Here is a 14,902-nt window from a genome sequence, read left to right on the forward strand (position 1 = left end):
GTCGCCGCGTCATTGTCGTCGGCCGTCACGGTCTAACGACCTGCAACACGGATTTCGTACACTCCTCGGTCCGATCGCGATCACGTACCCGGCCCATGACCCTGACCACCAAGCTGCCGAAAGTCGGCACCACCATCTTCACCGTGATGTCGCAGCTCGCCGCCGAACACCAGGCGGTCAACCTCGGTCAGGGCTTTCCGGATTTCGATGTGCCCGCGCGTCTGGTCGATGCGCTCGGCCGGGCCATGCGCGAAGGCAAGAATCAGTACGCGCCGATGACCGGCATCCCGGCGCTGCGCCAGGCCATCGCCGCCAAGACCGAGCGTTGCTACGGCTATCGGCCCGACGCCGATGCCGAGATCACCGTGGTCTCCGGCGCCAGCGAAGCGATCTTCGACGCGGTCCAGGCGGTGGTGCGTCCGGGCGAGGAAGTGATCGTGCTCGACCCGTGCTACGACAGTTACGAACCGGCGATCGATCTGGCCGGTGGCCGCGCGGTGCATGTGCCGTTGGACCCGCGGACCTTCGCCGTCGACTGGGACCGGGTGCGCGCGGCGGTCACCCCGAACACCCGCCTGCTGATGATCAACTCGCCGCACAACCCGTCCGGCGCGATGTTCGACGCCGACGACATCGCCCGCCTGGGCGAGCTGCTCGCCGACACCGGCATCTGGCTGCTGTCGGACGAAGTCTACGAACACATCGTGTTCGACGGCCGCCGCCACGAATCGGTGCTGCGCTATCCGCACCTGCGCGAGCGCGCCTTCGTGGTGTCGAGCTTCGGCAAGACCTACCACTGCACCGGCTGGAAAATTGGTTACTGCATCGCACCGCCGGCCTTGTCGGCCGAACTGCGCAAAGTCCATCAGTACAATAGCTTTTGCAGTTTCGCCCCGGCCCAATGGGCGTTCGCCGAGATGATCGAGGCCGAACCGGAGCATTACGAGGGGCTGGGGGCCTTCTACGAGGCCAAGCGCGATCGCTTCCGTGATCAATTATTGACCACCGCGCTCAAGCCGTTGCCGGTGCCGGGCGGCTATTTCCAACTGGTCGATTATTCCGAAGTCAGCGATCTCGACGATGCCGCGTTCTGCCGCTGGCTCACCGTGGACAAGGGCGTCGCCGCGATTCCGCTGTCGCCGTTCTACGAGTCGGCGCCGGCTGGACAGCGTTTGGCGCGACTGTGTTTCGCCAAGAACGAAGCGACCTTGGACGCGGCGATCGAGCGTTTGTTACGGCTGTAACCCGCAACTCGATTTTGCACTTTTTTTGCACAACTACTTGCCGAATGCTTTGACTTCGGTCTAATCTTCGTCTACGAGTGTCGTCAGACGCTCGTTCAACGGTATAACCGTGGCTGTAGGGGGAGTTCATGGACAGAACGATCAGCGCGTGCCGCACGTCCGGCATGGCAAGAAAGTCGCGACCCGGCGCTAAAAGGGATGGCGTGTTGCGCGTCTCTTTTGCAAAGGTGTCCGGCGTCTCATTTCGACCGATGTCTGTCCGGTCACCTCATTTCCAACAATGACCGCGACGAGGTCCGTCGCAGCGTGCTGGCCGGGCCAGTCGCAGCCGACGACCGCTTCGGGTCCTATCGTGCGTCAGTACATTACTTAGCCGGGGAACGCGTGAGACAACTAACTGCAACCAGCCCTCGTTTGTGGATCGCGATCCTGCTGGCCGTCGCGCTGGCCGGGTGCGCCACAAGGCCCGCGCCGGATTTCGGCGGCCGCTGGAAGCCGGTCAACCGGTATTCCGAAGCGCCCAACGAAATTCCGCTTCATCAGTCCTACGTCTTCTATCCCTCGCCGATGGACGGCACCTTGAAGGCGATGCTGACGCGCTGGACCCAGGATTCGAACATGAAGCTGGATTACCAGCACTATTCGGATTTCACCCTGCATCAGGCGGTGTCGCAGATCCACACCACCAGCCTGCCGGACGCGATTTCGCAGCTCAATTCGGCCTATGCCGGACACGGCGTGGTGATCGCGCGCGAAGGCGAGCAGATCGTGGTGCGCTCGGCCGTTTCGGCGGCGCCGGCGGCCGGCAACGACACGTCCGCGGTCGACGCCGCATCCAAGTCCGCGCACGCGCCCAAGAGCGAACCGTCGCAGCCGCATTCGCCGTCCGCCAGCCTGGCCGATCCGGCCGCGCTGCCGTCCGCGACCCTGGCGCAAGCCAACGGTCCGTCGCGTTGATCCTCGAACGGCGCAAGCCGGCCCGCACAGGCGACGAGTTCCGGCATGCGCAGGCATGCCGCGTCGCCAGCAACGATTCCATCGTCATGGATGCAGCATAGATGTTCGGAAAAAAGCCCGTAACTCCGGCGGTCGAGAACGCCGTCGCCAAGGCGGTGAACTACGAGGTCACCGTCGCCGACATCGCCAAGCGCAGCGAGAAGCGCGCGTGGCTCGTCGCATTCGGCTCATTGATCATGTCGCTGATCCTGGCCGGCGGTTATTTCTACTTCCTGCCGCTCAAGGAGAAGGTGCCGTACCTGGTCATGGCCGACGCCTACACCGGTACCGCGACGGTCGCGCGCCTGCGCGACGACTTCGCCAACCCCAGCGTCACCACCAGCGAGGCGCTCAACAAGAGCAACATCTCGCACTTCATCATGGCGCGTGAGTCCTACGACTACTCGCAGATCGGTGAGCGCGACTGGGCGACGGTGTTCGCGATGGGCAACGCCCAGGTCGCCACCGCCTACCAGCAGTTGTTCGGCTCGACCAACCCGGCCAATCCGATCACCATCTACGGCAAGACCAAGACGATCCGGGTCAAGCTGTTGAGCATCCAGCTCGCCGCCGATGCGATGAATACCGGTCCCGGTCCGAAGGTGGCGACGGTGCGCTTCCAGCGCAGCCTGTACAACAAGGAAAACGGCGACAACACGCCGCTGGACAGCAAGATCGCCACGATCGAGTTCACCTACAAGTCGAACCTGAAGATGGACGAGATCAATCGCGTCCTCAATCCGCTCGGCTTCCAGGTCAGCGGTTATCGCGTCGACAACGACTACGCCGCCGCGCCGGCCTTGCCGCCCAACGCGACGCCCACGCAGACGCCCGCCGCGGCCTATCCGCAGCAGCAGCCCGGCGCGGTCTCGCCCGACGCCGCCAATCCGGCCGCCTACCCGCCGGGTACCGCGCCGCCGCCAGGCGCTTATCCGCCTGGCACGGTTCCGCCCGGCACGGCGCCGCCGGCCGGCGCGCCGCCCGCGGCGTATCCGCCGGGCACCGCGCCGCCGCAGGCCGCGCCGCTTCCCACCAACCCCGCCCAGCAGCCGCAACAGCCGGCTGCGGCACCTGCACCGACTGGCAATGCGAATGGAGTCAGCAACCGATGAACTGCCTGCGTAAACATCGCCTGGCCGCCCTGTTGTTCCTGGCGGTTTCCGGCCTCGCACTACCTGCCTCGGCCCAGGTGATCCAAGAGTACGAATACGAAGCCAACCGCATCTATCCGGTGCGCACGGGCCTCGGCATCACCACTCAGATCGAACTGAGCCCGAGCGAGAACATCCTCGACTACAGCACCGGTTTCAGCTCCGGCTGGGACATGAGCCGTCGCGACAACGTCTTCTACATCAAGCCGAAGAACGTCGACGTCGACACCAACATGATGATCCGCACGAGCACGCACTCCTACATCCTGGAGTTGAAGGTCGTGGCGACCGACTGGCGCGTGCTCGAGCAGGCCAAGCAGGCCGGCGTGCAGTACAAGATCAAGTTCGTGTATCCCAACGGCACCGAGTTCTCCGGCGCGAAGGAAACCAAGGCCGAACCGGTTCCCGAGTTGAACACCACCCTCGACAAGGGCCGCGTCTACAACTTCGATTACCAGTTCTCGAGCCGCAAGAAGCAGTCGTGGCTGGTGCCGACCAACGTCTACGACGACGGTCAGTTCACCTACATCAAGATCAACGGCGTGAAGGATCTGCCGACCGGCAACTTTCCGGCGGTGTTCGGCCGCGAACGTGAAGGCAGCGAAGACTTCGTGGTCAACACCACGGTGGAAGGCAACACGCTCGTGGTTCATGGCACCTATCCCTACTTGATCATCCGTCACGGCAACAACGTCGTCGGTCTGCGCAGGAAGAAGCAGAAATGAGCCAGAACCTACCTCCCAATCAGCCGGGTAACCCGGACGAGTCCGGCGGCACGCCGGAAAACAACAACAGCAGCTACGGCTACGCCGGCGCGAATCCTTATTACGGCCAGCAGGCCACCGGCCCGGCGCCGGATCTGGATGCCAACGCGCCCACGCTGAAGTCCTCCGACGTGCAGCGGCTCAACCGCAAGGCGTTGCTGTTCCTCGGCGGCATCGTGCTGTTGTTGATCGTGGCCGCGCTGTGGATGTTCAACGCGGCGACGTCCGGCGAAGACAAGAAGCCGAAGGTCGAAGAGGAAGTGGTCAATATTCCCGACCTGCCCAAGACCGTGGCCGATCCGCCGCCGTTGCCGGTCGATCCGCTGGCCGGCATGCCGCCGTTGCCGGTGGTCGATCAGGCCCCGCCGCCGATGCCGATGCCGCCGCCGGAGCAGATGGAGCCGGTCAAGCGCGGTCCGAGCCTGCTCGAACGCCGCATCTCGGGCGAGGGCGGTGGTGGCGACGGTAGCGGCAGTGGTAGCGGTGGCGGCAATCTGCCGCCCGGCGTGATGTCGCCCGAAGCCTATGCCCAGGCCATGATGGCCGCCAACGGCCAGGGCCCGGCGCGTCCGCAGCAGGATAAGGAAAAGGCCACCAGCGCGCAGCCGATCTACAACCCCGACACCCTGCTGGTGCGTGGCACGTACATCCGCTGCGTCATGGAAACCCGCATCATCACCGACCTGCCGGGCTTCACCTCGTGCGTGGTCACCGAGCCGACCTATTCGATCAACGGCCGCCGTCTGCTGCTGCCGAAGGGGTCGAAGGTTTCGGGCCGTTACCAGAGCGACAACATCAACGGCCCGCGCGTATCGGTGATCTGGGATCGCATCACCACTCCAAACGGTATCGACGTCAACATGGCCAGCCCGGGCATCGACAACCTCGGCGGCGCCGGTCATCCGGGCGACTACAACGCGCACTGGGGCAGCCGCATCGCCTCGGCGCTGCTGATCAGCCTGATCAGCGACGCGTTCAAGTACGCCGCGGCCAAGAACGGTCCGGAGACGAGCACGGTGACCAACAGCGGCAATCTGGTCCAGAGCCCGTACGAGAGCAACACCGCCGAGGCGATGGAGCGCTTGGCCAACCAGGCGTTGGACAAGAGCATCAACCGTCCGCCGACCGTGACCATCAACCAGGGCACCGTCGTGAACATCTATGTCGCCAAGGATGTCGACTTCTCGTCGGTCCTCAGGTGATGTCGATTGCAGCAGCGGTAGCTTGAGATGGACGCCGATAACTCACCGATCGCGCAAGTTTCCAACGCCTTCCTGGAGTACCAGTACCAGGTGTTGGGCATCCTGGAGTACATGAGTTCTCCGGATGTCACGGAAATCTGCATCAACCGGCCGGGCGAGCTCTACCTGGAGACTCGCTCCGGCTGGAACCGCCTGGAAGTGCCGAGCCTGACCTTCGAACGGGCCCGGCAGTTCTGTACCGCGGTCGTCAACGAGAGCAACACCGGGCAGCGCATCACCGATGCCGACCCGGTGGTCTCGCTGACCTTTCCGACCGGACAGCGCGCGCAGTTCGTGATTCCGCCTGCCTGCGATCCGGGCAAGGTCTCGATCACGATCCGCCTGCCGTCCAAGCACAGCAAGACCTTGCAGCAGTACCAGGAAGACGGGTTCTTCGACGAGATCCTGGAGCAGACCCACGTCCTGAGCGAACACGACCGCGAGCTGCTGGAGCTGCGCGCGCAGCGCAATTACGCCGAATTCTTCAAGAAGGCGGTGCAGTACAAGAAGAACGTGGTCGTGTCCGGCGCCACCGGCAGCGGCAAGACCACCTTCATGAAGTCGCTGGTCAACCACATTCCGGAAGAAGAGCGGCTGGTGACGATCGAGGACGCGCGCGAGTTGTTCATCACGCAGCCCAATGTCGTGCACTTGCTCTATTCGAAAGGCGGACAAAGTACCAGCAACATCACGGCCAAGAGCTGCATGGAAGCCTGTCTTCGCATGAAGCCCGACCGGATCATCCTGGCCGAGTTGCGCGGCGACGAATCGTTCTACTTCATTCGTAACTGCGCCTCGGGCCATCCGGGATCGATCACCAGTTGCCACGCCGGCAGTACCGCGCAGACGTGGGATCAGCTGGCGTTGATGGTGAAGGCATCGAACGAGGGGTCGGGGCTGGAGTTCGGGGTCATCAAGCGCTTGTTGATGATGACCATCGATATCCTGGTGCATATCAAGGCGCATGCGGGAAGGCGCTATATCACCGGCATCGATTTCAATCCCGAGCGCTCGCACAGTGAATGAGTTCAGGTGCCCGAAACGCTAAGAACTGTGATGTAAGTGTGCACGGCCATTGACATTGCTTGCTGCTAGATGAATCATTGCTGCGTCGATCCAACTGTTTGCAACCCCATCTTTCTGCGGATGTTCACAGGGATCGGCGCAACGGTTGGCACGGGGGGATCACGGAATGTTGCCCGGAATAGAGTTGATGAACTGCCCGGGCTTGGCAGTTCCAAATGAAGTCATGCACCACGTCGTGCGCGTGGAGTCCTCGTTCAATCCGTTTGCGATTGGCGTCGTGGGCGGCCGCCTGGTGCGCCAGCCGCAGAATCTCGCCGAAGCCGTCTCCACCGTGCGCATGCTTGAGCGCCGCGGCTACAACTTTTCACTGGGCGTCGCCCAGGTCAATCGTTACAACCTGGGCAAGTACGGCCTGGACAGTTACGAAAAGGCATTCGAAGTCTGTCCGAATCTGCAGGCGGGCTCGAAAATCCTGGCCGAATGCTATGGCCGCTCCAGTGGCGATTGGGGTAAATCCTTCAGCTGTTACTACTCTGGGAACTTCGTCACGGGTTTCCGGCATGGTTATGTGCAAAAGATTTATGCGTCGATCAACAGGGGAGCGACGCCATATTCCGATGCTCAGGCCATCGCGGTAATCGGCAAGTCATCTCGCAAGGATACAAAGGCGCCTTCGGCGCTGGCGTCGGTCAACCCGGCCAACCCGGTTGGACCGGCCACCTATGCGCCAGGCCGACAGTCGGGCCCGCAGCGCCTGGCGTCGGTCAGCGCCTCCCAGCCGATGGCCGCGACGATGCCCCAGATGGCGTTACCCGCTACAACGATGCCGGTTGCGCAACCGCTCGCGGCCGCGCCGACAATGCCCGCTCCGATGCCGACGGGAGTCGCGGCGATGGGTGGCGCGGGAATGGCGTCTCAGGCTCAGAGTTCGCAGCCGGTTAGAGTCATGCCGATGAATGCTTCGGCGGCGCTCCCGCAGCAGCCCGCGCCCGTCGCTCCGGCGGCGGCAGTGGCAGCGCAGGGGCAGGGCGATCAGGCCTTCGTTTTCTGAGCGCCGGTCCGCCGAGCCGTCTTGTTCGACCCGACTTTGCTCGAATTTGATCCGACCTTGATCCACCTGGTTTCGATTTGCCCGATTTGCTTCAAGTGATTTTGCTGTACCGATCTGATCGGCCCGGTCCAGATCAATTCACTCGATCAGGCCGTTTTGATGAATCCGTTTTTGCTAGATCCGTTTTGATAAATCCGTTTTGATCCACCCGTTTTCGATCGACCAGTTTCCCCTCCACCGACGAACCATCCGAAACACACCGCTGCACCTCGACCATTTTGTCCACTAGCGAATAGAAAGGACCTCTTCAATGAACAACAATATCCAGATCAAGAACTTCCTCTCGGCCTTCGCGATGGCGGCTCTGTTCGTCGGCGCGCTGGCGGCGCCGGAACTGGCCTTCGCCCAGACCGTCGACGGCGCCAAGAGCACCGTCAAGGGCTTCTTCGACAACCTCAACAGCCTGCTCAACATCGCCTCGATCGCGATCGTGACCATCGCGGTGATCTTCGCCGGCTACCAGATCGCGTTCGCGCACAAGCGCATCTCCGACGTGATGCCGGTCCTGCTCGGCGGCTTCCTGATCGGCGCCGCCGCTCAGCTGGCCAAGATGGTCATCCCGAACGACGTCGGCGCCGGCGGCGGCGGTGGCGGCATGGCGGTCCTGGTGAGCACCTTCCAGAACCTGTATGCATAAGAACGCGATGTTCCGCGGCTGCACACGGCCTCCCATGTTCCTGGGAGTGCCGTACGTGCCCTTCACGTTCGCGGCCGGGGCATGTTTGCTTTCGACGTTCTACTTCGATATGTGGTTCATCCTGACACTGCCGGTAGTGATTTTCGTCATGCGGCAGATGACCCGTCGCGACGAGATGATCTTCCGCCTGCTGGGGCTGCGCATGCAGTTCCGCATGCGGATGAGGAACATCGTTCACCACGGCACCATGTGGGTGTTCTCGCCGAACCACTATCGCAATCCTGGCGACAAGAAGTCTCGATGATGTACGCAGGCGCCATCGCGGTGAACCGTATGGCGCCTGCGGTTCTTGGCCGTCCGCGGCGTCCCTGACCGGGCCGTCGTCGGATGCTTGATCGCGTCGCGGGGCCCAGGCCCGGCGACGTCCTTCCAAAACCACGGGATACGCAGTACCCATCATGCTCACACCCGATACTCCGATCAGCGAATTCATCCCGCTGTCCACGCATGTCTCCCCCACCGTGATCAAGACCACGGGCGGCGATTACATGATGGTCTGGCACCTGGGCGGTCTGCCCTTCGTCGGTCGTGAAGAGTGGGAATTGGAGCATCGCCACAACACCTTCAATCGGATGCTGCAGACCCTGCGCGCGCCTGATTTCACCAACGTCGCGTTCTGGGTCCACGACGTGCGCCGCCGGCGCCGGATCCGCACCGACAGCAAGTTCAACGAGCGATTCAACCAGGACCTGTCAGACGGCTATTTCGCCGCGCTGTCCTCGCAGAAGCTCATGCAGAACGAGCTGTACCTGACGATGATGTACCGCCCGATCGTGTCGGGTAAGCGTTTCTCCGAGAAGTCCACCGACATCGGGCGCCTGCAGGAAGAGCAGGACCAGTGCGTGGCCAAGATCCTCGAGCTGGCCGGCAACGTCGAAGCCGTGCTCAAGGATTACGCGCCGTACCGCCTGGGCATGTACGAAGCCAAGAACGGTATCGTCTTCTCCGAGGCGCTGGAATTCTTCGGCTACCTGCTCAACCGCATCGACGAGCCGGTGCCGGTGCTCAGCGCGCCGGTCTACAATTACTTGCCGGTCAGCCGGCTGATGTTCGCCGCCAAGAGCGGCGACTTCGTGGTCAACACGCCGACCAACGCCAATCATTTCGGCGCCATCCTCAATATCAAGGAATACCCGGATTCGACCTATCCGGGCATCCTCAACGGCCTGAAGTACCTCGACTTCGAATACGTGATCACGCATTCGTTCAGTCCGATCGGCCGCCAGGACGCGCTCAAGGTGCTCGACCGCACCAAGGGCATGATGATTTCCTCGGGCGACAAGGCGGTCAGCCAGATCTCCGAGCTCGATTACGCGATGGATCAGCTTGCCTCGGGCAACTTCGTGCTCGGCGAGTATCACTACACCTTCGCGATCTATGCCGACAGCCAGGAAAAGCTCGCCGCGCAGGTCGCGCAGGCGCGCGCCGAACTGTCCAACGCCGGCTTCGTTTCGGCCAAGGAAGACCTGGCCGTCACCGCGTCGTTCTATTCGCAATTCCCGGGCAACTGGAAGTACCGCACCCGCCTGGCCAACGTCAGCTCGCTGAATTTCCTGGGCCTGTCGCCGCTGCACAACTTCGCGACCGGCAAGAAGGAAAACAACCCGTGGGGCGACTGCGTCACCACCCTGCAGACCACCAACGGCCAGCCGTACTACTTCAATTTCCACGCCACCCATCCGGCCGAGAACTCGCTCGGCGAGAAGGCGATCGCCAACACCATGGTGATCGGCAAGTCCGGTACCGGTAAGACCGCGCTGATCAACTTCCTGCTCAGCCAGGTGCAGAAGCTCAAGCCGACGCCGACGATCTTCTTCTTCGACAAGGACCGCGGCGCGGAGATCTTCGTGCGCGCCTGCGGAGGCAACTACCTCGCCCTCGACAACGGCCAGCCGACCGGCTTCAACCCGTTCCAGTGCGAGCGCAACGAAACCAACGTGCAGTTCCTGGCCGACCTGATCAAGGTGCTGGCCGCGAAGGGCACCTATTCGGCGCGCGAGGAGGAGGACATCTTCCGCGCGGTCGAGAACATGCTCGACACGCCGATGCATCTGCGCAGCATGACCAACCTGCAGAAGAGCCTGCCCAACATGGGCGACGACGGCTTGTATGCGCGCCTGCGCAAGTGGACCACCGGCAATTCGCTGGGCTGGGTGTTCGACAACCCGGTCGACACGATCAAGCTCGACAAGGCCAACATCATCGGCTTCGACTACACCGATGTGATCGACAACCCCGAAGTGCGCGTGCCGGTGATCAACTACCTGCTGCACCGCCTGGAAGAGTTGATCGACGGCCGCCCGCTGATCTACGTCATGGACGAATTCTGGAAGATCCTCGACGGCGGCGGCGCACTCAAGGAATTCGCCAAGAACAAGCAGAAGACCATCCGTAAGCAGAACGGCCTGGGCATCTTCGCCACCCAGAGCCCGGAGGACGCGCTGGCCAGCGACATTTCCGCCTCGCTGATCGAGCAGACCGCGACCTTGATCCTGCTGCCGAACCCGAATGCCAGCCGCGAGGACTACATCGAGGGCCTCAAGCTCACCGATGCCGAGTTCCAGGTGGTCAAGAGCCTGGACGAGCGTTCGCGCTGCTTCCTGGTCAAGCAGGGCCATGCGGCCACGGTGTGCCAGCTCAACCTGCGCGGCATGGACGACGCGCTGGCGGTGATCTCGGCCTCGACCGACAACATCGACATCATGCATCAGGTGGTCGAGAAGGCCTCCCACAGGACCGGGATCGCGGTGGACGAACTGACCCCGGACGCCTGGTTGCAGGACTTCTACGACAACCGCAAGGGCTCGGGCAAGGGCAAGCAGGCCTCGTCCGACCCCCGCGAACGCGCCCACGCATAACCCGGAATGTGCCGCCCGTCGCCTGCCCACTGGCCTGGACGATCACATTCCTTGAGTATTTGTTCCACTGGAAAAGAATGTAATTGACGTCGTTTGCGAGGATGCCCGTTTTGGGCCTGGCAGGAACCGGCGGCCGCGGTCGTCCGGTACGGGATCTGCCGGAGTAGCAACGGAAGCACGCGTCGAATACCTGAACAGGGCTTTTGGGCCGTTCGGGTTTCAATGGAAAGTGAACGCATGACGTCCCGTGCCTGCCTGGGCAGCGGACGTATCAAGGAGAGGAAACGCCGATGAGCCTGACCAAGTTCGTTCGAATCAAGCCGATGTTCATGTCGATGGCCCTGGTGCTGGTCGGCTTCGGCAGCATGATGACCCCGCGCCCGGCGCAGGCGTTCGTGTGCTTCTGGTGCGCCACCGAAATCACCCAGTACCTGAATTTCGGCCAGTTGACCGGCCAGTACGCCAAGCAGCTTGAGCAGTTGCGCCAGCAGGTCCAGCAGTACGAGCAGCAGGTCAAGCAGTACCAGCAGATGGGACTGGGCAACCTGAAGTTCCAGGGCAACAAGGGCTTCCGGGTCAATATCGCCGAGCAGTTCCCGGAGCGCGGCATCGACGAAGGTAAAGTCGAGGCGTGCGGTACCGGCGCCAAGAACAACCCGGTCGGCCAGCAGCAATACGGCTACTGCGTCGCCATCGTCCAGACCCAGAACCGTCGCTACAACGCGATGGTGAAGATGCTCAAGGACGTCGAGATGCGCGACAAGCAGCTCGAGCAGGCCTACAACGACCGCGGCACCCTGTCGGGCGACACCGACCAGGGCAAGCTGCAGACCAACACCAACTACATCGAACAGGTGCAGGCGCAGATGCAGAACGATCTGCAGAACGGCCAGTACACGATCGATGCATATACCGCGCTGCTGACCTCGTTGAACGAGAACATGGTGCGCGCAGCCAATACCGCGTTGAAGAACAAGAACAAGCCCTCGATTCTCGATACCGCGATTCAGGGCGCCGCGTTGAAGGTCGCGCTGCAGGGCGCGCGGATTCGCGAGCGGTGAGTTAAGAAGGATCTCAATCGAATCGACAGGCCGCGGATCACCGCGACCTGTCCGTTGGAACAATTGCCACGGATCGCCGCAAACACGATCCTTGGCCTGGTTCAGGAGCTGACCGCAATGAACGTCAATCATTCCTCCAAGATGCTGCCGGTGGTGCTGGCCGTGATCGTCGCCGGCGCCGCCGCGCTGGCGCCGCGCCCCGCGCAAGCGGTGTTCGCCTCCGAGTTCACCCAGATCGCCAACAACATCCAACTCGGCCTGAAGTACGCACAGCAGGTGAAGCAGTACGAAGAGCAGGTCAAGCAGTTGCAGGAACAGGTCAAGGCCTACGAGCAGATGGCGCTGGGCAAGCTTCAGTTCCAGGGTGCTGCCGGCTACCGCGAGGACATCTCCAAGCAGTTCCCCGAGCGCGACATCAACGAAGGCGTCGACAAGGCTTGCGGCAAGGAGAAGAACAATCCGGTCGCGAAAGACCAGCATAAGTACTGCATCGCGATCGTGCAGACCGAGAACCGTCGCTACAATGCGATGGTGAAGATGCTTCAGGACGTCTCCAAGCGCGATAAGGAGCTGGAAGAGGCCTACAAGGATCGCGCCAAGCTGACGGCCGACAAGGATCAGGGCAAGCTGCAGACCAACACCAACTACATCGCGGCGTTGCAGACGCAGATGGCCAACGACGTGCAGAACGGCAAGTACATGCTCGACGCGTACACCGCCATGCTGCGCAGCTTGAACGAGAACATGGTTCGCAGCGCCAACATGGCGTTGAAGAACAAGAACAGCCCTTCGATCATCGACACGGCCATCCAGGGCGGCGCCCTGAAGCTGGCGTTGCAGGGCGCGCGCTCGCGCGAACGGTGATGCGGTCGATGTGAGTCGGTCGCCTGACGGGGTCGGGCGATCGGTTGGGGGCGGGGATCGGAAATCGTGGGGTCGGCAATGCAAGACCGGCCCAAGCATACGGATGGCTTATGGATATCAGTGCACTGGGGACGGCGGGATCGTTGTTGGACTTGCTGCATTTCAAAGCAGCGGGCCTGCCGAACATGGTCTTCTTCTCGGAGATCAACGACTTCCTCGACGATGAAATCGCCGAGTTCGCGGGCAACCTGCTCAAGAGGGTGGCGTCGTTCATCGGTTTCATTTCCGCCACCGTCGTGACGTTGTGGATCATCTACCACGGCTTCCGGATCGTGACCGGTCAGTCGCGCGAACCGATGATGGGCCTGGTGGTCAACTCGCTGCGCGCGGTGTTGATCGTGGGCATCGCGGCGGGCATGGCGGCGAGCGTGGGCTCCAGCTACCGCGCCTTGACCGACGGCACCAACCGCGTCGTGCGCGAGTTGATGACCGGCAAGGACGACGAAGGCAGTTACGCCGATATCGACAAGGCCTTGGCGATCATGCAGGTCGCGGTCGAGGTGATCGACTCGGTCGACACCGGCGACGATCTGATCACCAACCAGGACAAGGAGCGCGCGCTGCAGTTCACCGGCGTCGGCCTGGGCCTGCCGGCGATCATGGCGGCTACCGCGTTGCTGATTAACAAGATCGCCATGGCCCTGATCCTGGGGTTGGGACCATTCTTCATATTGTGTCTGCTGTTCGATCAGACCAAGCAGCTATTCACTAAATGGCTCTTCTATGGCCTAGCGACCATGGCCTCGATGGCGTTTTTATCGGTCATGGTCACACTTGCGATGGACATGATCATCGCCGTTGGGCTGGCGTTCTGGACAGCCGGCTGGCTGACAGGCGGTAGTCAGGAAAGCCTCACTAGCATGGCCATGCAACAAGGTGGTCTGGGTCTGGTGTTGAGCGCGCTGATCGTGACCGCGCCGCCGATGGCGGGCATGTTCTTCAACGGCATCATGGGTCAGTTCAGTCCGTTCAGTGCGTTTGGTAGTGGCGGTGGTCAAGCTGGCGCGCCTCCGACTCACGGTGGTGGCGCGGTGAATCGTTGGATGGGTGGTGACGGCCCTGCGAGAAATGAAAACCGATCAACCGGTGCCGAGGCTCCACAGAATCAACATCAGCAGCAAGTGACCATTCCTAGAGGCGATACAACTGTAGACACTAGGCTGACCGGTCAACGCGGTGCAGCCGCGCAACAGCCGACCAACCCTCGCGGCGACGTCAATACCTCACGTTAAGGTCGACGAGGTGGGCGTCGCAGTAAGTAAGGAGATACTGCAGTGATGCCTAGAATAATTTCGTTGCTTGTCCTCCTGGGCCTGAGCCAGCTTGCTTATGCCGAGCAAGGCTGTCCTGATGGGCTCTATCCGGGCGGCGCTGCTCCAGGGCAGATCTGCATTCCGATGCCTGGTTATGGAGTCGGGGGGGACGCATCCGTTGCCGCTACCCCCCAACCAGGTTGGGAGTTGACATGGGGTGCCGTCGCCTTGTCGTCGACGGGTGAAATTGGTGCAATTACTGGGCAACCGTCGAAAGGCATGGCTAAGCGCGAAGCGCTGGCTCGTTGCGCTGGCTATGGCGGCAAAGATTGCAAGTTGAACCTTGCCTATAAGAACCAGTGCGTCGTCGTCGTATGGCCATCCGTGGCTGGGGCATCTGCCTTCTCACAGTCTGCAGCTTCAATTGAAGAGGCGTCTGATGTGGCACTGCCAGCCTGCGCTGCTAAGAGCGGCGCGCAGTGCAAAATCGCTTACTCCGCTTGTACAGAGCCGGTGCTTGTTAGTAATTGACGCCACCTGTAACGAGATACGGATAATAAGTTTCTGCAAAAAACG

Annotated in this window: 13 protein-coding genes and 1 pseudogene; all 14 read left to right on the forward strand. The window is 62.0% G+C overall.

What is annotated here, in order from left to right:
- Positions 1 to 95 precede the first annotated feature (95 nt).
- The 14 genes and pseudogenes from AC3A4T_RS15415 to AC3A4T_RS15480 all read left to right on the forward strand — a co-directional run bounded on the left by AC3A4T_RS15415 (position 96) and on the right by AC3A4T_RS15480 (position 14,857).
- Positions 96 to 1,244 (forward strand): pyridoxal phosphate-dependent aminotransferase, encoded by a 1,149-nt coding sequence (locus AC3A4T_RS15415; RefSeq protein ID WP_487676158.1) that lies wholly within the window; start codon positions 96 to 98, stop codon positions 1,242 to 1,244.
- A 384-nt stretch (positions 1,245 to 1,628) separates the two neighbouring features.
- A pseudogene (locus AC3A4T_RS15420) lies at positions 1,629 to 2,021 on the forward strand (hypothetical protein); the annotation flags it as partial.
- 281 nt (positions 2,022 to 2,302) lie between these two features.
- Positions 2,303 to 3,352, forward strand: a complete 1,050-nt coding sequence (locus AC3A4T_RS15425) for a VirB8 family type IV secretion system protein (protein ID WP_487676159.1) — start codon at positions 2,303 to 2,305, stop codon at positions 3,350 to 3,352.
- Positions 3,349 to 4,116: a TrbG/VirB9 family P-type conjugative transfer protein gene (locus tag AC3A4T_RS15430; RefSeq protein ID WP_046656480.1), complete on the forward strand. Its 768-nt coding sequence runs from the start codon at positions 3,349 to 3,351 to the stop codon at positions 4,114 to 4,116. The genes AC3A4T_RS15425 and AC3A4T_RS15430 overlap by 4 nt, the downstream gene beginning before the upstream one ends.
- On the forward strand, positions 4,113 to 5,357 hold the full coding sequence (locus tag AC3A4T_RS15435) for a TrbI/VirB10 family protein (protein WP_487676160.1): 1,245 nt from the start codon (positions 4,113 to 4,115) through the stop codon (positions 5,355 to 5,357). Before AC3A4T_RS15430 ends, AC3A4T_RS15435 begins: the two co-directional genes overlap by 4 nt.
- A gap of 27 nt (positions 5,358 to 5,384) precedes the next feature.
- Entirely contained in the window at positions 5,385 to 6,422 is a 1,038-nt protein-coding gene (virB11, locus tag AC3A4T_RS15440) for a P-type DNA transfer ATPase VirB11 (protein ID WP_487676161.1), read from the forward strand.
- A 166-nt stretch (positions 6,423 to 6,588) separates the two neighbouring features.
- On the forward strand, positions 6,589 to 7,473 hold the full coding sequence (locus tag AC3A4T_RS15445) for a lytic transglycosylase domain-containing protein (RefSeq protein ID WP_487676162.1): 885 nt from the start codon (positions 6,589 to 6,591) through the stop codon (positions 7,471 to 7,473).
- A gap of 310 nt (positions 7,474 to 7,783) precedes the next feature.
- The gene (locus AC3A4T_RS15450) at positions 7,784 to 8,170 is read left to right on the forward strand and encodes a TrbC/VirB2 family protein (RefSeq protein ID WP_487676163.1); all 387 of its coding nucleotides are present in this window, start codon (positions 7,784 to 7,786) and stop codon (positions 8,168 to 8,170) included.
- Positions 8,163 to 8,474 carry a VirB3 family type IV secretion system protein gene (locus tag AC3A4T_RS15455; protein WP_487676164.1) on the forward strand — a complete coding sequence of 104 codons (312 nt, stop codon included), beginning with the start codon at positions 8,163 to 8,165 and terminating at the stop codon, positions 8,472 to 8,474. The genes AC3A4T_RS15450 and AC3A4T_RS15455 overlap by 8 nt, the downstream gene beginning before the upstream one ends.
- Positions 8,475 to 8,628: 154 nt before the next feature.
- Positions 8,629 to 11,088 carry a VirB4 family type IV secretion/conjugal transfer ATPase gene (locus AC3A4T_RS15460; RefSeq protein WP_487676165.1) on the forward strand — a complete coding sequence of 820 codons (2,460 nt, stop codon included), beginning with the start codon at positions 8,629 to 8,631 and terminating at the stop codon, positions 11,086 to 11,088.
- Positions 11,089 to 11,378: 290 nt separating this feature from the next.
- Positions 11,379 to 12,149 (forward strand): hypothetical protein, encoded by a 771-nt coding sequence (locus AC3A4T_RS15465; RefSeq protein ID WP_487676166.1) that lies wholly within the window; start codon positions 11,379 to 11,381, stop codon positions 12,147 to 12,149.
- Between the two features lie 117 nt (positions 12,150 to 12,266).
- Complete coding sequence (locus AC3A4T_RS15470; protein WP_487676167.1) at positions 12,267 to 13,013, forward strand: hypothetical protein; 747 nt, start codon at positions 12,267 to 12,269, stop codon at positions 13,011 to 13,013.
- Positions 13,014 to 13,123: 110 nt separating this feature from the next.
- Entirely contained in the window at positions 13,124 to 14,305 is a 1,182-nt protein-coding gene (locus AC3A4T_RS15475; protein ID WP_487676168.1) for a TrbL/VirB6 family protein, read from the forward strand.
- A 165-nt stretch (positions 14,306 to 14,470) separates the two neighbouring features.
- Positions 14,471 to 14,857, forward strand: coding sequence for a DUF4189 domain-containing protein (locus tag AC3A4T_RS15480; RefSeq protein ID WP_487676280.1), 387 nt, complete (start codon positions 14,471 to 14,473; stop codon positions 14,855 to 14,857).
- Positions 14,858 to 14,902 lie beyond the last annotated feature (45 nt).

The organism is Lysobacter sp. Soil_N_51 (assembly GCF_057655755.1).